Source organism: Lentibacillus sp. L22 (assembly GCF_040812445.1).
Classification (GTDB): Bacteria; Bacillota; Bacilli; order Bacillales; family Amphibacillaceae; genus Lentibacillus_C; species Lentibacillus_C daqui.
The window spans coordinates 123,960-143,417 of the sequence record NZ_JBFNXI010000002.1; the positions used below are offsets into that span (position 1 = coordinate 123,960).

17 protein-coding genes and 1 riboswitch are annotated in these 19,458 nt (G+C 41.2%); of the genes, 2 read left to right on the plus strand and 15 right to left on the minus strand.

Going from position 1 to position 19,458, the window contains the following annotated elements; genetic code table 11:
- Positions 1–8: 8 nt before the first annotated feature.
- Positions 9–959 (minus strand): formimidoylglutamase, encoded by a 951-nt coding sequence (gene hutG, locus ABRT01_RS01515; protein WP_269412475.1) that lies wholly within the window; start codon positions 957–959, stop codon positions 9–11.
- A 119-nt stretch (positions 960–1,078) separates the two neighbouring features.
- Between hutG and ABRT01_RS01520 the strand changes: the two genes are divergently transcribed.
- Positions 1,079–1,963: a LysR family transcriptional regulator gene (locus tag ABRT01_RS01520; protein WP_367746147.1), complete on the plus strand. Its 885-nt coding sequence runs from the start codon at positions 1,079–1,081 to the stop codon at positions 1,961–1,963.
- A gap of 479 nt (positions 1,964–2,442) precedes the next feature.
- Here ABRT01_RS01520 and ABRT01_RS01525 read toward each other — a convergent pair whose 3' ends face one another.
- Positions 2,443–2,772, minus strand: coding sequence for a hypothetical protein (locus ABRT01_RS01525; RefSeq protein ID WP_269411576.1), 330 nt, complete (start codon positions 2,770–2,772; stop codon positions 2,443–2,445).
- Positions 2,773–2,793: 21 nt separating this feature from the next.
- A complete protein-coding gene (locus ABRT01_RS01530; RefSeq protein WP_269411575.1) occupies positions 2,794–4,059 on the minus strand; it encodes a Tle-like phospholipase domain-containing protein in 1,266 nt (421 codons plus the stop codon).
- Positions 4,060–4,167: 108 nt separating this feature from the next.
- Between ABRT01_RS01530 and ABRT01_RS01535 the strand changes: the two genes are divergently transcribed.
- Positions 4,168–4,461 carry a hypothetical protein gene (locus tag ABRT01_RS01535; protein WP_269411574.1) on the plus strand — a complete coding sequence of 98 codons (294 nt, stop codon included), beginning with the start codon at positions 4,168–4,170 and terminating at the stop codon, positions 4,459–4,461.
- Positions 4,462–5,187: 726 nt separating this feature from the next.
- On the opposite strand, the gene tenA is transcribed toward ABRT01_RS01535, so the two are convergent.
- The 12 genes from tenA to ABRT01_RS01595 all read right to left on the minus strand — a co-directional run bounded on the left by tenA (position 5,188) and on the right by ABRT01_RS01595 (position 19,372).
- Positions 5,188–5,883, minus strand: a complete 696-nt coding sequence (gene tenA / locus ABRT01_RS01540) for a thiaminase II (RefSeq protein ID WP_269411573.1) — start codon at positions 5,881–5,883, stop codon at positions 5,188–5,190.
- 104 nt (positions 5,884–5,987) lie between these two features.
- Positions 5,988–6,275, minus strand: a complete 288-nt coding sequence (locus tag ABRT01_RS01545) for a PTS sugar transporter subunit IIB (RefSeq protein WP_269411572.1) — start codon at positions 6,273–6,275, stop codon at positions 5,988–5,990.
- Complete coding sequence (locus ABRT01_RS01550) at positions 6,275–7,633, minus strand: PTS galactitol transporter subunit IIC (RefSeq protein ID WP_269411571.1); 1,359 nt, start codon at positions 7,631–7,633, stop codon at positions 6,275–6,277. Before ABRT01_RS01550 ends, ABRT01_RS01545 begins: the two co-directional genes overlap by 1 nt.
- Before the next feature lie 68 nt (positions 7,634–7,701).
- Positions 7,702–8,721 carry a thiazole biosynthesis adenylyltransferase ThiF gene (locus ABRT01_RS01555; protein WP_269411570.1) on the minus strand — a complete coding sequence of 340 codons (1,020 nt, stop codon included), beginning with the start codon at positions 8,719–8,721 and terminating at the stop codon, positions 7,702–7,704.
- A 60-nt stretch (positions 8,722–8,781) separates the two neighbouring features.
- Positions 8,782–9,549, minus strand: coding sequence for a thiazole synthase (locus tag ABRT01_RS01560; RefSeq protein WP_269411569.1), 768 nt, complete (start codon positions 9,547–9,549; stop codon positions 8,782–8,784).
- Position 9,550: 1 nt separating this feature from the next.
- The gene (thiS, locus tag ABRT01_RS01565; protein WP_269411568.1) at positions 9,551–9,754 is read right to left on the minus strand and encodes a sulfur carrier protein ThiS; all 204 of its coding nucleotides are present in this window, start codon (positions 9,752–9,754) and stop codon (positions 9,551–9,553) included.
- Positions 9,751–10,410 carry a thiazole tautomerase TenI gene (tenI, locus tag ABRT01_RS01570; protein ID WP_269411567.1) on the minus strand — a complete coding sequence of 220 codons (660 nt, stop codon included), beginning with the start codon at positions 10,408–10,410 and terminating at the stop codon, positions 9,751–9,753. Before tenI ends, thiS begins: the two co-directional genes overlap by 4 nt.
- A 173-nt stretch (positions 10,411–10,583) precedes the next feature.
- Positions 10,584–10,692, minus strand: a riboswitch (TPP riboswitch).
- Between the two features lie 120 nt (positions 10,693–10,812).
- On the minus strand, positions 10,813–12,576 hold the full coding sequence (locus ABRT01_RS01575; RefSeq protein ID WP_269411566.1) for an L-lactate permease: 1,764 nt from the start codon (positions 12,574–12,576) through the stop codon (positions 10,813–10,815).
- Positions 12,577–12,747: 171 nt separating this feature from the next.
- Complete coding sequence (locus ABRT01_RS01580; RefSeq protein WP_367746169.1) at positions 12,748–14,148, minus strand: FAD-linked oxidase C-terminal domain-containing protein; 1,401 nt, start codon at positions 14,146–14,148, stop codon at positions 12,748–12,750.
- A 105-nt stretch (positions 14,149–14,253) separates the two neighbouring features.
- Positions 14,254–15,636: a (Fe-S)-binding protein gene (locus ABRT01_RS01585; protein WP_269411565.1), complete on the minus strand. Its 1,383-nt coding sequence runs from the start codon at positions 15,634–15,636 to the stop codon at positions 14,254–14,256.
- Positions 15,637–16,953 carry an FAD-binding oxidoreductase gene (locus ABRT01_RS01590; RefSeq protein ID WP_269411564.1) on the minus strand — a complete coding sequence of 439 codons (1,317 nt, stop codon included), beginning with the start codon at positions 16,951–16,953 and terminating at the stop codon, positions 15,637–15,639.
- 229 nt (positions 16,954–17,182) lie between these two features.
- Positions 17,183–19,372, minus strand: coding sequence for a malate synthase G (locus tag ABRT01_RS01595; protein WP_269411563.1), 2,190 nt, complete (start codon positions 19,370–19,372; stop codon positions 17,183–17,185).
- Between the last annotated feature and the right edge of the window lie 86 nt (positions 19,373–19,458).

The following is a 19,458-nucleotide window of genomic DNA, read 5'->3' on the forward strand; positions in this document are numbered from 1 at the left end:
TGGATATACTAATTCTTATGAAAGCTTTTCATCGTTTCTGCTATTAAATAAGCAGCTAGTTTAACAGTCTTACCATTTTCATCCACCAAAGGATTTACTTCTGATATATCAAAACTGCGTACATTTTTTCGGGCTACCGTATACTTCAATAGCCGTTTGACCAGCTGGGGATCCAATCCCATTGGAGAAGGGGCACTTACCCCAGGTGCTGCTGAAGCCATGATTGAATCCGTACATAAGGTAACGATAATATCTTCATATTGACCAGCAAACAGATCAATTTTTTCCAACGTCCTCCATATATTATCTGGTCGTATATCATCCGCCTGTACATATGCACAACCGAACCGATCCGCCGTTTCAAATAATAGTCGTGTATTCCCAAATTCTTGAATTCCCAAGCATAAATAACCTGCTCTTTTGTCCTGTTCTAAAATTTGTCTAAACATGGTTCCCGACGATGGTATCTCATCATGGCGTAAATCAAAATGAGCATCGATATTAATTATGCCTAATGTGCGTTCCGGTCCAATATGCTTTCTGGCCCCTAAATAATGTCCATACAGGGTTTCATGACCGCCACCAATAATAATGGGAGTAACACGTTGTTGAAAAAGCTTGTATATCTGGTTTCCCAATTCTTCTTGCGCCTTTTCCAATTCATCATTTTCACAAACAACATTTCCTACATCGATTAGCTTTGTTTTTAGGTCATAGCCATATGGGAGCTTGGCAAGTTCTGTACGAATCTTATCAGGTGCCGTCGCCGCTCCTGTTCTGCCTTTGTTTCTCTTTACCCCTTCATCACTTGCAAATCCAATGAAACTAAACGTATTATCTTTATCTTTCACATCATCAACCGCTTGTATTTGGATTACCTGATGCAATCGGAAACCGGAACGATTCGTAGTTGTATCAATTCTTCCTTGCCAAAGCTGTTGATTGGGCAACTGATAGATAATTACACCCCATTTCTAAAGATATTTACTTTATTAGTAATTATAAATAGTCTATCATATAAATACAAATACTTATTTTTTATATTTTTATAGGTAACGTCTATAAAGAGGAGGATATGATGGATATTCGTCAATTAACCTACTATATAACTCTGGTGGAAGAAGCAACCTATACACGTGCAGCAGATCAATTACATATTTCACAACCATCATTAAGCGCTGCCATTAAAAAATTGGAACATGAACTTGGCCTCACGTTAATCGATCGTGGGAAACATCACTTTCAGGTCACCAAGGAAGGAAAAATCTTATATCAAGAAGCGAAAAAACTGTTAAACAATTACGAGCATATTCACAATGAAATGACCCGGTTGAAGCAGCATGGCCCCATGGAAATCTCCATTGGTCTCATTGAATCGACGATGTTTTTTATGCCAAAAATCTTATCTACTTTTACAAATCAACACCCAGATGTACGTGTCAGATTGCTGGAAACATTGAGTTTATATGATGTAGAAAACGCGCTTCACAATTTTGATGTTCAGTTGGCGATTACCAACCAATACATGTACGATAGGGAATTTGAAGCTATTCCGCTTTATCAAGAAAAGCTGGTTGCGTTGATCCCGTATGGGCACGAATTAGAAGATAAAAATGAACTTCAAATGAAGGAGTTAGCCGGGAAAAAATTAATTGTTTGCAAGGAAGGGTTTCAAACAAGAGCGGATATATTAAATGCCTTCAGTAAAGCAGGTGTAACACCCAACATACAATTTGAAATTGAACGGTTCGAAACAGGTTGCCGTTTAGTGGAGAGCGGTCTTGGCATTACGATTGTCCCGGAAAACTATGTAAAATTCTCGAAAAAACCGGATTGCCGAATAAAAACGATCCACGATGCCAGCATTTCCAGAACGGTCTATTTGGTCTACGAAAAAAATAGATATTTACCGCCAATTGTAAGGCAATTTATATCTTTGATTACTGGGCTATTTGGTGTGTAGAGGGTTAAGGAGACAAAGGGACCGCTCAAGACTACTGAGAAAGAGTCCAGACAGAAAACACTTGGTTGAATTTCGCTTGTTTGATTGATTTTGTATCTAGTTCGATCGAGTTTCGGGAGTACTCGATCGAGTTTTAGTCCGGTTCGATTGATACATAAGGTAGTTGCACTTTTCGGATACCCATTCACATTGGTATCTGTTAGCGATAGTATACCGTTGATGACAGCCTCATTTCATCTGGTACGATCTTAGGCAAAACAACGATGTTCATACTCCTTTACTCTTCAAAATCTTCACTAACACTAGATTGATAGATATTGACTTCACTTTTCAGCTCTTGCTCATTTAACCATGCTTTTACCCTCTCATCGACCATAGTTGATGTGACGATCTCAGCTCAGGACTTACACCCGGTCACACCGTAAGAAAAACGAGAGAAATACTCCTCTTGTTTTATGGTGAGAAGAAGGGGGTATTTTTTACTTGTGAAAGGTTTCAATGAATAGCTCTATTTCCATATTAGTATGCGCCAACTTTATGATGTTATCATTGAATCGTTCTTCCAATGCTCGCTTAGCCTTACCATCGAAAAGAGCGTTGATACTATCAAGGATTTGGTTGTGATGTTCTGGTATGGAACCTGTAGCAAAGCTATGCTGCAAATAGGCTTCAAAAAGTTGTTTGGAATCTTCCATGTCACTTTTTATTCGAGATCTAAGTTCTGCTTTTTGGGCAGCTCGTTCCATTTGTTCCTTCCAAAAATCATTGAGTTTTGTATCCCCAACAATACTATACCCATCATACCCCAAATACTTTCACCCCTCCCTGTTTTATTTGAGACCCAACCAGTCAGCAAGCAATTGATCTGTTTCTTCAAAGTTATTTCCCATCTTATTCATGTTAAAGCCAATTTCAGCAGTATCAGATTTCCCTCTTTTTAACATTGTTAAAATATATTCATATTGTTCCTTATCGAATATGATTGGTACTCCTTCTTCCATTTTTCCATACCCTTGAAAAATTTCTTCCACATCCGCTGCTGTTAACTTATCAAAATTACCTGAACCTACTAATCTTAAATATTTGCCTTTAATATCTGTAAGTGTCTGTATGTAATAATCGTAAAAGTTAACAAATGCCATCTCCGTATTCTTAATTAGATCCGTATTCGCTTCCAAGTCTTTAGCAAATGACTTAATGATCTCCGATTGGATGACTATGCTAAAGTCATGAACACCATTATTTTTCATTTCAAGCGGAGAATTTTTAAGTTGTATTCCGAGTTCACCATCGTATAAGAGAGCAGCTTTGAAGTACCCATTTTCGTCAAAAAAACTATCCTTGGCATAATTATCATTTATGGTGTGAGTATTAATCCCTAACATAGATGTTTCTAAGGGGTCGCTCATATAATAGGTTGCTCCAATTGGTTGTTTATATAACCATGCTCCTACAATATCATCTGGATAAGTATAGGAAATAATTTTCTCCTTGTAATAACCGTTTTTCACTCGTTTCTGTTGCTCGTCGGTTAGCAAACTATAAACAGCAGCGGAAGCAAACGTAATTGCATCGGTATCATGTTTAACAGCAAAGTATTCAGCCAATCCGCCACCAAGTGAGTGACCAGTAAATGTAATATTATCCTTGCCATATTTCTCAACATATTCATCGACAATCGGAGTAGCTTTCGTAAATTGATTGTTATTTATCATCTTGAAATTACCCTTCTTATCGACTTCCCCAAGACCACTGGCAATTACTTCTTGTTGAAATTGGGACCCCGTGTATTCACTTACTGTATTCTGTGTATAAGACTGACCACCGAGTCCAACACCAAAAACATCTGTACCAATGTCATTTAGCATTTGCCCTGCCCCATGATTAAACTGGGTCCCTTCAAAACTAATCACCACTTTACCCGTATCCCTGTTTTGAAGGACGTATCCTTTGAGACCTGTATCTTTGTCTACGATGATGTCTTTGGTTTTCCATTCTATTATATCTCCATTTATTTCTACAGGAACACTTTTCACATTTTCCTTATAAGATTGTTTGGCTATTGTTACAGCTTCCATTTCAGTCAAACTGCCCATGGATATTCACTCCATTATATTGTAAACTGTATGTAAGAGGTGATTAGTTTGAAAATAATCTGTTTATATATTATTCTAATTGCTATTATACTATTAGGAGGATGCTTTGTGAATACCAATAAGGATAATTTTGACGATGAAACAATAACAGCAGCTAAAAACACTGTCGAAAGTTACATACGGAACAATTATATAGATATAGATACGGTCGAATTTGATGATGATGATTATTCAAGTCCCGTGGGAGGACTAATGATAGACGGGACGGTCAATGGTAACGCGGGCTTTTCAGCTGACATTGATGAAGAGACCTTTCGCGTTAGAAGTTTAGGAGAAAAAACAGGGTTTCCAGAAAGAAAAGAAGAATGTAAAAAGAAAGTATGTGACTATAAACAGGGATGATAATATTCAAGGTGTTGAACGTAGATTCGGATGCCTGGGAATCATATAAGATCTGCCTGATACTAAAAATGATTTTTGGTAAAGAATCAACCTTTTAGATGGACGTTTTAGGGCCGTGGAGCAATAGCTGGATTCACACTCATAACGATCACCCAGATGGTTTTTACAAATGATCCAAATGTGGTAGAGGGAGATTTACAGTTGAAAGCTATGAAATGATTAGCGTTAGTAGACTTATACGAAATCTTTCTTATACAAAAAATACATACAAAAAATACAGGCCTTATCTCCACCGTAAATCGGGACATAGATACTGTACGGTTTCTTCCTTACCGTACATCGTAGCAGTGGCAGTTTGAAACGTTGACTATTCATTTGAATTTTCCCAGTGTGGAAGAAGACTTTCACGCCATCCTGCAGATTCATGAATAGTGGGAGGCAGAACAATTTCTGGGATGGCCCCATGAGAATACCAATGGAAAAAAGCCTGTCTGGAGAAACAGGCCACTTTTCTACCTTTGTGAAGTTTTCTCCACCACTTTTTAGTATACTCCATCCACATCGATACCTGTTAGCAATGGGATGTTTGCTGATCTTGTGGTTCATTTCATCTGGTATGTTGGTATGATCCACCAAGTATTGGCAACCAAGTAGGTTATAGCAGAAATATGTTGGATTGACAATTCAGTTGTACAACTGTTGGAACTTCTTGCATCGACCATCCACCTACAAGGAACAATTTTCTACTTCATTTGATGTTGGCCACATTTCTTGTTTATATGCCATATCCCAAAACATATATTCAAAGCGAGAAGTGTATAAGAAAATCTCTTCTAAATATTGTAGTTCTTTTTCTGGCTTTCCATCTGTTAATTGATCTAGTAGTTCAATCATCCAATCATTTAATGCATGGAATGCTTCACTGGCATACATTTTTACCCATTCACCATAAAATGGATGTTCAGTTGCACCAGGTAATTGAGCTAAGCGCTTGCCTATCTCTGCGTAGCTCCAACTACACGGTAAAACACTTGTTGTAAGTTCAGCAAGCCCCCCACTTTGCCCAACAGAAAGCATATAGTTTGTATAAGACACAGTAACAGCAGCAGGCTTTGCTTCCTCTAACTCTTTTGGTGAGATATTGAATTTCTTTGCATACTGTCTATGTAAGTCCATTTCCATGTGAAGTGTTGAATCAAGCACTTCTGCAAATTTCGCCATAGTTTCTAAATCTCTCGCTTTTAATGCTCCAATTGCAAACAACTTGGCATATTCGATTAAGTAAACATAGTCTTGAATCATATAGTGGCGAAAACTTTCTTTATCAAGCGTTCCATCTCCAATACCCGTAACAAATGGATGATTGTGGTTATCCTTCCAAATGGGCTTAACCTTTTCATATAGTCGTTCACTAAATCTCATCTATTATCGCTCCTTTTTCTTATGGCACCAGTCATAAATGATGTTTGCGGCACACCTAGTGTTTTTTATTATTGTTTTCCGTGGCCTTGCAAGGCGATTCCGTTTTATTCCTGAATAACTATTCTTAACAGTTTTTGGTATACCTCTTCTGTACCGATACCTGTTAACAAAGGGATACCATCAATAACCCTGTCCTTTATTTCGTTTGGTACAATGGTAGTTGAGACGACAATGTCATACTCCTTCATTCTCCCAAACCCTTCACTAACACTAGATTGATAGATATTAACTTCACTTTCCAGCTCTTGCTCACGTAACCATGCTTTCACCTTCTCACCGACCATAGTTGATGTGGCGATCCCAGTCCCGCACATGATTAATAACTTTTTCATTATCCTGCCTCCGTATCCTTTGCGTATCCTTTATCTGACTGTTTGGCTTTTATTTTGTTCACGTAAATCAGCCCCATTAGCATGGCAACCCCGAGTAGTCCAATTCCATACCAATTCAGTCCTTTTACGAATGAGATAAACATGAATGTCGTCCATACTGCACCATCGACCAATGAAGAAAAGCTTGAATGACCTCCTGTTTCAAATCCAGCTGCGATTGCGGTGTCTGTAAATAATGGCGCTATCCATGTCGCAATATACAGTCCAATAGCAATATAGGCAGAACCTGCAATGACCGTCCGTACAATATTCCCCCTGAAAACCGGTACCATTAAACAAATCAAAAATGGTATGGTTGCCAAATCCCCAAATGGCAGAACCCGATTACCCGGTAAAATCACTGCCAAAAGTAATGTCAGTGGGATCATTAGGAGTGAAGCGGATAAGACGGCAGGATGGCCGATAGATAGTGCACTATCCATACCAATATATAAGTCACGTCCAGGAAATCTTTTTTTCACCATTTGTCCTGCTGCTTCGGAAACGGGTGCTAAACCTTCCATTAAAAGTGCAACCATTTTCGGCATCAATAGCATGATAGCTCCGGTTTGCATGGAAAGCTGTAAAATTTTCGTAATAGAATAGCCTGCCAAAATACCGATTAGTCCCCCAATGAAAACACCAATCACGGTTGAATCTCCAAATATTCCTAACTTTTTTTGGATAGATTCCGGCTTGGCATCCAATTTGTTAAAACCTGGTATGCTGTCAAACAACCAATTTAGTGGCTTGGCAACTAAATAAGACGGAGCAGAGGCAGCATGGGGGAATGTCATCTGTTTAAAACCATAAAATGCATGAACATCCTTCGCAATGATATCCCCCAATAAAAAAATCAATAATAAATGGACAATTATCGTAAGCAACCCCAGTGCAAAGTTACCTGTCATCGAATAGACAAGTGACCCTGTGAACGCACAATGCCAGTAGTTCCAAAGATCAATATTTAATGTTTTCGTCCATCCAAGCATCAATAAAAAACTATTTACACCAATTCCAATCGGGATTGCCAAACTGCCTAAAACCGTCCCATACGAAATGGCTGATGTAGCTGGCCAACCAATATCAATCGTATGTAATTTCAACCCGAAATGGTCTACCATTGCCTGTGCAGCCGGTCCCAGACTATCTGTCAACAGACCAATAACCAGGTTTAATCCAATAAATCCAATTCCCACTGTTAATCCTGAGCGACAAGCTTTTCCTACCTTCGTTCCCAGTATAAGGGCAAAGATGAAAACGATAATAGGAAGCATGACACTAGCGCCAAGATCAACGAACCATTGCAAAACAGCCACAAAGCATCCCTCTTGTTTTTATGAATTTGAATTTCTATACTACACAAGCTATAAAGTGACCATTCCCTCTATCCAAAATAACGATAATAAAGTGTTTTTGCCTTTATTTTATCATTCGTTCCATGTACCAATGTACGGCCATCTCGGAACAAGACAAGACGTTGGTCGTCAATCGTATATGAAAGTAGAAAGGGATTTTGTTCCACTTTTCCACCCTTTCCGGCAAGCACTTTAGCAATCGCATGCAGATTGCGATTTTGCCTTTTGGCGGGTCTAATTTGAACCGTATCCCTTCCACAAAGCACTGCTGTTTTTGTTTGATTTTCATAGGAAAGAAAAGGATATGTTGGATTTTCTCCACAAGACGAACAGGTTGCTTTTTTCACCGTTGATATATCAATTGATGAATGATGATTACTCCATAGATCAAAGGAGATTAGCTTTCTTCTAAGTGCATCCCAATTCTCCGTAAGTATTTTGAAAGCTTCAATGGTTTGTTGTACAACGACCATTCCAACAGTAGGGCTGATGATTCCTGCCGTTTCACAGGTTAAACCACCAATCGGGACATCTTCCATAAGACAATGGAGGCATGGTGTTTCCTTTGGCACAATTGTAAAACTTATGCCGTAGCTACCCACGCACGACCCGTAAATCCATGGAATTTGATATTTTTGCGAGATATCATTGATGATCATGCGAATATCAAAATTATCCGTCGCATCAATAATTAAATCGACTCCTTTGATCAGTTGCTCCATTTCCGGTGGTGTGATATCTAAAATATGTGATTCAATGTCTACCTCGGAATTGATTTGCTGCAGCCGTTTTTTTGCAGCAACAGCTTTAGGTATCCGGTTTTTTGCATCCAATTCCACATAAAGCTGTTGCCGCTGTAAATTGCTCCATTCTACATAATCACGGTCGACAATGGTTACTTTTCCTACACCCGCACGAACCAGCGATTCTGCATTTCCTGTGCCAAGCGCACCCGCACCTATGATAAGTACCTGTTTTCCCGCCATTTTTTGTTGGCCCTCTTCACCAATATACTTAAACAACGTCTGTCTGGAATAACGATCATTCATCCCTTCACCTGTCCCTTTTCGTTCGTATTTTGATCATGTTTTTGAGTAGGTATTGATTTTTTAGCCAATACTTATTCCCTCCATTGGACTGCTTGCTGTGGCGGTCCGTTTTTTCGGGATACGCCCAGCTTCATATCCTAAGCGACCAGCTTCCACTGCTTGCTTCATCGCTTTTGCCATTTTGACCGGATCTTTAGACGCTGAAACCGCCGTATTTAATAAAACAGCGTCTGCACCAAGTTCCATTGCATAAGCTGCATCGGCCGGGGAGCCGATTCCGGCATCAACAATCACAGGAACTTCTGTTTGCTCAATGATAAAACGCAAATTAACCGGGTTGATAATTCCCTGCCCCGAGCCAATTGGTGACGCCCCAGGCATAATCGCATGTGTGCCAAGCTCCTCCAACCTTTTGGCTAGTACCACATCATCGGAAGTATACGGTAAAACAATAAATCCTTCTTTTAGCAATTCTTCCGTTGCCTTTAATGTTTCCAGCGGATCTGGCAGCAATGTTTTATCACAACCAATGACCTCCACTTTGATCATGTCACATAGTCCCGATGCTCTTGCCAACTTGGCATGTCGTACGGCTTCTTTCGCTGACTTTGCACCAGCCGTATTCGGTAAAAGACTAAATTTCTCTACGTCCAGTTTTTCCAGGAAATTGGGCTGGTTTGGCTCATAAATATTCATCCGGCGAACGGTAAACGTTAAGATTTCTGCTTCCGATGCTTCAATCGCTGCTTTTTGAATATCAAAATTCGGATATTTTCCTGTACCCAATAATAATCTTGAATTAAATTGCTTATTTCCAATTGTTAGCAAGTCAACCGCCTCCTACAAATTGAACTAATTCTATTTTGTCTCCATCCGATAATTTTGCACTGTCATAGTCATGTTTTTCCAAAATATTTTCATTATGTTCGACAATAGTGACAGGATTCTTCACTTGGATATATGCGAGTAACTCAGTGATGGTTGCTACCGAAGACGGAATGGTAATCCGTTCACCATTTACTCGTAACTTCATAGGATCACCTCCTGCGTATGCATTGCTTTACGATAATTCATGACTGCGCGCACTGGATCATCTGCTTGGAAAACGCCTGACATAACGGCAATTCCATTCGCCCCGGCTGCCAACGTGTCATGTGTATTTTCAGGTGTGATTCCTCCGATGGCAATAACGGGAATGGTTACTTGCTGCGTGAGTTTTCGCAAGTTATTTAGTCCTCTCGGTGTCATTCCCTCTTTTGATCTCGTGCAATGAATATGTCCATATAGAAGATAATCAACCCCTTTCTTTTCTGCCTTGATTGCTTCGTCAAGCGAATGTATCGAACAACCGATTTTTAATGATGAAAAAGCCTGCATGACCAATGAAGCATCGATACTATGATGGGCAAGCTGAACACCATTTGCTCCTAAGATATGCGCAATGTCAACACGGTCATTAACAATAATTTTTTCGAGCGGCACACCGCGATCCGTTAAAGCTTCAATTACCCGGACTAGTTCGGCAGCTGTCCAACTTTTCTCCCGTAAATGAATCTTGTTAACACCTTTATGAATCATTGCCACTATTTGTACAAGTGTTTCAGCGGTTTGTTGACCCGTTGAGACGACATGTAATTCCTTAGTGGCGTTTATATCCTTTTTCCTTTTCCATGTTTTGTTGTATTCCATGAACACCTATCCTTTCAGCAAAACAAAAAACCACTTTCAAGATGACAGCGCATCGAGAAAGTGGTTGGATAATTATTTGAGAACACCTGAGATTGTTCATTATTTTGAACAACTATGGACAAATACAAGAAATGAAGAAATTTTACCAGCCTATGTTACATTCCTTGAACATCTATTGTTCCACATCACTTCCCTACGCTGATATTAATCAGTTCAGGTTCCAAGGGTCTTAAAGTCACACTTTAATCTCAGCCTTTTTGGAAGGCACCCCTAGCGGTTTTTTATTAAATTTTACCTTTGCTTGTATCATACCATGTGTGGAGGATTTGTCAATGAATTTTATATATTTTGTAAGTATGAATGGATGAACAAACTTTTTTCATATTTCATTCCTATTTTACGCTACGAAGCAATGTTTTGTTCTAGCGCATTTAGTCGTTTTTTATTCGTGGCAATGAAGTAGATAGCAATTGCCCAAATAATGACAGCAATGATCGATCCGATGTTAAATATGCCTTTTTCGGATGTCCACATGATCGAATAGCCGATCGAACCAATTAATAGGGAGTAATAGACAAATGGCAGTAGGGTCTTGCGAATGACATGCCCTTCTTTTCCGACTAAACCAACAACGGCTGCGGCTGCGACAACATTATGCACACAGACCATGTTACCGGCCGCTCCACCTACTGCCTGCAGTGCGACCATCCAGGTTGGATCTCCGCCGATTCGTTCACCAACGCCGTATTGGAACAAGGAAAACATCATATTACTGATCGTGTTACTTCCAGCGACAAATGCACCTAGCCCACCGATAAATGTTGCAAAAAATGGATATGCCGTTTGCGCCAGATTTGCGACACCGTCTGCAAGGACGATTGGCATTTCAGCGTAACCAGCCGCTCCACCATCCGAATTAAGGAATACTTGTACCATTGGAACGGTAAAAACAAGCGCGGAACCTGCGGCAAGCATTGTTTTCCCGGAATCCTTCCAAGCCTGTGCATATTCTTTTATTTTCATGCCATGAGCGTAGTACACATAAACAGATGCAACAATAAAAATAAAACCTGGAGAAAAGAGGATTTCCCAGCTGGACGTGATGTCTGTCCCAAAAATATTTGGAACCTCAATAGTTGCTGCTTTTAGCCAATCTCCCACGACAGTCATTCGGGAAAGCAGCAGCATCAATGCAATCAATACGTATGGGGACCATGCACGTAGCATGCTAATCTTTCCTGCATAAATATCGCTTTGTTTGATTTCCAGCCGCCCAGTCCATGTCGGATCCCAGCGATCTTTTGGCTCAAAATCCCAAGCATCATCGTCCTTGGGCATTAGAAAACCTTTCTTGGCAGCTGGAATAACAATTAATAAACCAATGAGGCCGCCAATCATGGATGGGAATTCAGGACCCAGCGTATTCGCGACAATGATATATGGTACGGTCATCGCCAATGCTGCAAATATAGCGAACTTCCATACCTTCAACCCTTCACTAAATGACTTGTTTTTCCCGAAATAGCGGGTTAATATTCCTACTAAAAACAGTGGAATTAACATCCCTGCTATCGTATGGAGCACAGCAACTTTCCCAGCCAAATCAACTATAAATGCCGGAACATCCGGAATTTGTGTGAGTGTTTCTATCCCCGATCCTACTCCCAATACCATAGGCGTTCCGACCGCACCAAACGATACAGGTGTACTTTGAATCACCAATCCTGAAACGACTGCTGCCATCGGAGGAAAACCTAGTCCTACTAATAATGGTACAGCAACTGCTGCTGGTGTGCCAAACCCTGCTGAGCCTTCAATAAATGAACCAAACAGCCAGGCAACAATAATGACCTGAATCCGCCGGTCTGGTGTAATATCGGTAAAACCACGACGAATGGTATGCAGTCCGCCACTTTCTTGTAACGTGTTTAATAGTAAAATGGCACCAAAAATAATGAACAATAGCGTGATAGCGACAATCAGACCGTTAACCGAAGCAGCTGCGACTTGTGGAAAAGAGACGTTCCAAACAAACAATGCTAATAGTACGACCGTAATGTACGAAAGCGGCATGGCCTTACTTGCTGGCCATTTGAAACCAACCAGGAATAAAGCAACAACAATGATTGGAAGTAACGCCAGCACTGTTAATACTCCCTCACCCATGTTAAATTCCCTCCCTATTCATCTTTATTCTAAAGCGATAACCTTACCGCTAATTCCTGCTATTTACGGTGCAAAAAGATTCTATCTTTTTGCACCACCAACAATTCATTAGGATCTGAATATTCAATAATTTTGTTGTATAGGAAGGGAAGACCCCTTCACAATGAAAGATTAATCCGCCAGTTTCCATTCCTGTTTCACTTCGACACACTGACTCGGCGTTGGAAATAGTTTACCTGGATTCAATCGATCATCTGGATTAAACACAGCACGAATATCCGTTTGTGCAGCCATTTCTTCCTCATTGAAAATAAAGCGCATTTCCGCTGCTTTTTCAATACCGACACCATGTTCACCGGTAATCGATCCACCTACATCAGCACAAACTTTCAGGCATTCCGACCCTGCCTTTGATGCCCGCTTCATTTGTTCCGGGTCACTGCCATCATATAAAATGAGCGGATGTAAATTTCCATCTCCGGCATGAAAAATATTTGCAATGCGCAAATCATATTTTTTACTTATAGCGGCAATTTGTTCGAGTACTTCCGGTAAACGTGTACGTGGAATCACCCCATCTTGTACAAGATAATCCGGTGAAATTGCCCCCATCGCCCCAAATCCTGTTTTTCGATTCGCCCACCAAAGACTGCGCTCTGCCTCGTCTTTGGCCACTTTGACTTCACGGACATGGTTTTGTTTGCAAACAGTCAGTATTTCTTCAATTTGACTTTCAATACCAGCAGCGACTCCATCCACTTCAATTAGTAGAAATGCCGCGATATCTTTCGGATGTCCAACCGGGTAGGCAGCCGCTTCCACCCCTTCAACTGCAATTGTATCCATCATTTCCAATGCAGCTGGAATAATCCCTGCTGATATAATATCGGAAACAGTCTGGCTGGCGTCCTTTATGTCATCATAATAGGCGAGCACTGTCTGTTTGCCTTCAGGATTTTTAAGTACTTTTACAGTGATTTTGGTAACAATTCCAAGTGTGCCTTCTGAACCGGTTAAAAGGCCAAGCAAATCATACCCCGGCTGGTCTGGCACGCCTGATTTACCAAATTCCACGATATCACCATTTGGAAGCACGACTTCAAGTCCTAAAATATGGTTGGTCGTCACACCATATTTCAAACAGTGGGCACCGCCGGCATTTTCGGCAACGTTGCCACCAATCGTACAAGCATACTGACTGGATGGATCTGGTGCATAATAATAGCCTTTATCAGAGATCGACTGGGTTAGCTTTAAGTTGACATAACCTGGTTCCACCACGGCAGTTCGATTGGCAAAGTCAACTTCGAGCAACTTTTTCATACGTACCAAACTAATAATGACTTCCCCGCCAAATGGAGTTGCACCACCGCTTAAACCTGTTCCAGCTCCACGAGCAATATATGGGATCTTTTCCTTGTTTAATAGTTTTACAATGTTAGAGACCTGTTTGGCATTATGGACAAACACGACTGCTTTTGGCATCCCTTTTGCCATCGTATAGCCGTCACATTCATAGGCAATAATATCTTCCCGTAAATAAAGCACTTCACGGTCGCCAACAATCCACATTAATTGCCGTTCCACCCGATCCGGCTTTGGTCGCTTCAGCTTTATTCCGAGCATGAATATCACTTCCTTTCCTGATCATAGCTGGTTTCTCTGCCCATCCAGATTTTAACCTGATTGAACAGGCTGATTTCCCACTTCTTCTTTTTCTTTCGTATAGGCCCAATCCAGCAGTTGTACCGTATGCACGACTTGTTCACTGCGGCCATGCTTTTCCACGCCCAAGGCAATTTGCAGCATACAACCAGGATTCCCCATCGAGATGATTTCCACATGATCTGGAATATCATCGATTTTACGATCAAGCAGTTTTCCTGCCATTTCTGGATGGGTCAGGTTATAGATACCCGCGCTGCCACAACAACGATCCGCATCTGGCAAATCAATCATTTCAATACCGGGGATTTCTTTCAACAATTGTCTTGGTTCAAAGCGTACTCCTTGCCCATGTGCTAAATGGCATGCATCATGATAAGTGATTTTTTTGTTGATTTCCGTTTTTGGCCGCTTAAAATCATGATCATATAAAAATTTCGAGACATCCTCGATCTTTTCTGAAAACTCCTTCGCTAATGGCAGCATTTCCGAATCATTACGAAATAATTCATCATATTCCTGCAGTGCACAGCCACATCCTGCAGCATTGACAAGAATCTTATCGTAGTCCTTAAATGCCTCGATATTTTCTTTTGCCAGTTCTTTACCTGTTTTGCGGTCACCGGCATGAATGTGCAGTGCACCGCAGCATCCCTGGTTTTTCGGCAAACCAACCTCATAACCATTATGGGTCAGCACGCGAATAGTAGCCTCATTGACATCACTGAACATAACATCCATGATACATCCAGTTAAAATGGCCACCCGTCCCTTTGTCTCCCCTTCAGCCGGGATCACTTCCGGGTATCTGCCCAGAACAGGTTTTTCCACTTCTGGCAGGATCGTTTCCATCTCCTTCAAGTGTTTCGGCATCACATTCAGCAGACCTGTTTTTCTAGCCACCCGCTGTAGGCCGCTTGTTTGATAAAATTTCATGAGATTACCGACTGTATTTAAGCGATTCTGATGTGGAAAAATCCCCTGTAAAAAGGTTTTATTCACCAGCCCACTGATACCTGTTAATGGATCCGACTGACGAATCTGTCCACGAGCCTCTTCAATCAAGCCACCCACCTGAACATTTGCGGGACATGCTGTTTCACAGGCTCGACAGTCCAGGCAGTTAAAGATCGACTCCGAAAATGCTTCATTAATACTCATTTTTCCTTCTGCAACTGATTTGATTAAATGTACGCGCCCACGTGGTGAATTATGTTCTTCCCCAGTCTCCTGATAGGTCGGACATGCCTCCAGACACAAACCACAGTGAACGCAATCAGCCCATTTATCTTCATCAGGCAAATCATCCCAAACAAAATTCCCTAAACGTTTGGTTTGGCATGGAACATCTTCACCAGTCAGTAATTGTTTTAATCGATTTTCTCCCACACTCATTTATATCCCTCCTACAAACCGATTGCGATTGAGGATATGTTTTGGATCATTCGTTCGCTTAATCCCTGCCAGCAGTGGAAAATAGGCAGGTTTTTCACCCCAAACATTTACAACTTGTCGCAATCTAAACGGCAAATGTGTACATACGACGTACCCAAAACGTGCTTCAGCTTGTTTTCTTAGTGCTTGAATATAAGATGCAATATCTTCCGGAAAGCCTTCAATATACACACGTGAAATTCCATGTCCCAAACCGCCATGACCTGCAACTGTAACGTTATAGTTTGTAGCAAATTTGTCGGCAGCTTCCAGGTTCACAAGTACATCCAGATTTTTGCTGCCGATTTTTAGTGCTGCTTGGGTTTGTGCTTCGTTTACCTGATCATTGTAGCCATTTGGACCAATGTGGCGAAATTTCCCCCACCACTTTCTCGCCTCATCTTCATTTAGAATGGTATGTTCAACACCCGCCGGCAAATTTTCCTTCACCCATTTTTCTTGGTGGACGACGGCGTTTTCCCGATCTTCAAAAGCAATCGCCAGTGTATATTGATGTTTGCCTGTCAGCTTTTCAGCAAGACCGGGTGTTAACACCTCAAGTGAGACCGGCTCCATCATGGAGTCAAGGATATGTACCGCAAAATCCCGGATTGCTTGCATGTTGTTTGCCGGAAAATGCAATAATGTTAAGCCCTCATACTTGGGCAATGGTCGCAATTTAATCGTGATTTCACTAATCACACCAAGCGTACCCATTGAGCCAATGAACAGCTTATTCATGTCATAACCAGCAACATTTTTCACCACTTTACCGCCCGTCCGGATCACCCGCCCATCCGGATAAACGATTCTCGTTCCGATCACTAAATCGCGTGCTGACCCATAAAGCAGCCGTTTCGCACCACTGTCATTCGCTGCAATAATACCGCCAATCGTTGCCCGCTCCGGCCATGGTGTATCAAGCGCTATCCGTTGTCCGCTTGTTGCCAACACATCGGAAATCTCTTTTAATGTTGTTCCAGGTTTAACGGTTAGCGTTAGATCACCAACGGAATGTTCCACAATCCCTTTATAGTTTGCGAGCGATAACAAAATATCCGCTTGTTCAAGCTGTCCGCCATAACCACGTTTGGTCCCGCCAGAAACAATATGAACCGTTTGCTCCTGTTTGTTTGCAAAGGCAAGAACCTTGACAATATCCTCTTCAGAAAGGGCTTCCATTACTTGCTTCCCTCTATTACCAAGCGGATGCCCCTCTTCCTCACAATGTTTCATCTGTTTCTTTGGTAACACTTCCCCTAACATGGAAGAAATCATGCTGCTGTGCCTCCCTAACAGATTTACTAATTTTTATATATTGCGTTTCTTCTTGTGTTATAAAAATCAGATTAATACCCAGTGTTTACTATATTTATATTAAATCATTCGACTATTATTAAGTCAATATATTATTTATAAAAATCTGAATTATTGATAGAGAAGAGAGTAAAGGTAAGAAAAAAGGAGAATGAACACATATCCTTTCGTCCACTCTCCTGCCATCTAACTAATTATTATATTTTTCCTTTGCTTCCAAACGCCGGGCATGAAGAATTGGCTCTGTATAACCATTCGGCTGCTCTTTTCCTTTAAATACTAAATCACAAGCTGCCTGAAATGCCACCGACTGATCAAAATTGGGTGCCATTGGGCGATATTGTGGGTCGTCAGCATTTTGTTCATCTACTACTTTCGCCATTCGCTTTAGTGTAGTTAATGTTTGCTCTGCCGTGGAAATACCATGATACAGCCAGTTGGCCAACAATTGGCTGGAAATACGTAATGTTGCCCGATCTTCCATCATCCCTATATTATTAATATCGGGGACTTTGGAACAACCAACTCCCTGCTCGACCCAGCGAACCACATAACCGAGCAGTGTTTGTGCACTATTATCCAGTTCTTCCTGAATTTCTGCATCGGACCAATTAGTATTTTGGGCGACAGGAATGCACAAGATGTCATCCCGATAATCAGTTCTATCTTGAACAAGTGCTTCTTGAACGTTTGCTACATCCACCTGATGGTAATGAATTGCATGCAAGGTTCCTGCTGTTGGGGATGGGACCCAGGCTGTATTCCCGCCTGCTTGCACGTGGCCGATTTTTTGTTCCAGCATCGCGGCCATCCTATCCGGCATCGCCCACATTCCCTTGCCAATTTGTGCTTTTCCTTTTAATCCGGCGGCCAAACCAACACGTACGTTATTCTTTTCATAACCATTTAACCAAACAGAAGATTTCATGTCACCTTTGCGTATCATTGGACCTGCTTCCATGGATGTATGAATCGTATCACCAGTCCGGTCCAGAAACCCCGTATTGATAAAACAAATTCGATTTTTCACCTCATGAATACAATTTTTCAGATTCAGACTTGTACGAGCCTCTTCATCCATAAGACCAATTTTGAGGGTATGGCGTTCCATGTTGAGCATATCTTCCACCCGGTTAAACAATTCATTGGCAAAAGCAGCTTCTTTGGAGCCATGCATTTTCGGTTTGACAATATAGATTGATTTTTTGGGGGAATTTTGATATTGACCATTCCCTAAAAGATCATGTTTCGCAATCAAGCTGGTAAACACAGCATCCATGATTCCTTCATAGACCTCATTCCCATTTTCATCAAGCACTGCATTGTTCGTTGTTAAATGACCAACATTACGAACAAGCATGAGCACACGGCCTGATAACGTGATTTGCCCTTTGCCGGTGGGTTCTGTATACGTGCGATCAGCGTTTAAGGTCCGGGTTACTTCTTTACCATCTTTGGTAAATACCGATGTCAGGTCTCCTTTGTTCAGACCAAGCCAATTACGATAAATGTGCGTTTTATCCGCTGCATCCACAGCTGCCACCGAATCTTCACAGTCCATAATGCTTGAAGTTGCTGATTCTAAATAAACATCTTTCACGCCAGCTTGATCCATTTTTCCAATAGGATGGTTGTGATCGATTTGAATTTCCACATGTAAAGCATGGTGTTTTAGCAAGATTGCGCTTGGTTTTTCCGGTGTCCCTTGGTAGCCTGCAAATAAAGAAGGGTTTTTCAATTGTGTTGTTGCACCATTTGCCAAAGTGATTGCTAATTTTCCGTTTTTAACCGCATAGTTTGTTGCTTCTGCATGTGATGATGACGAAAGTGGTGCATGTTCATCCAAAAAATGCTTTGCAAATGCAATCACTTTTTCACCACGAACGGGATTGTACGATCCTGCTTTTTCCGCGCCATTTTCTTCACTGATAACATCTGTTCCATACAATGCATCATAAAGAGAACCCCAGCGAGCATTGGCGGCATTAAGTGCATAACGCGCATTATCCATTGGTACAACCAATTGCGGGCCCGCTTGCTTGGTAATCACATCATCAATGTTCTCCGGCTGAACGGCAAAATCATCCGCTTCAGGCTCCAGATAACCAATTTCTTGTAAGAAAGCTTTGTATGCATCCACGTCCAACGTCGGATTTTCTTGATGCCATTTATCTATTTGCTTTTGCAATTTGTCACGCTCTGCCAACAATGCCTCGTTTTTTGGCGTTAGTTCACGGACAAGCTTACCTAAGTCCTGCCAAAACCTTTCACGGTCAAGCCCTGTATCAGGGAGCGCTTCCAGATTAACAAAATCATAAAGTTCTTTAGCGACTTGTAGATTACCTACTGTTACATAATCTGCGGTGGTCGAATTTGTCATTCCCTTTTCCTCCCATTCCCCCATTTATCTATTATTCTAATAGTTTGATGTCAGAAATAAAAATACATATTTTGCATGACCATTAT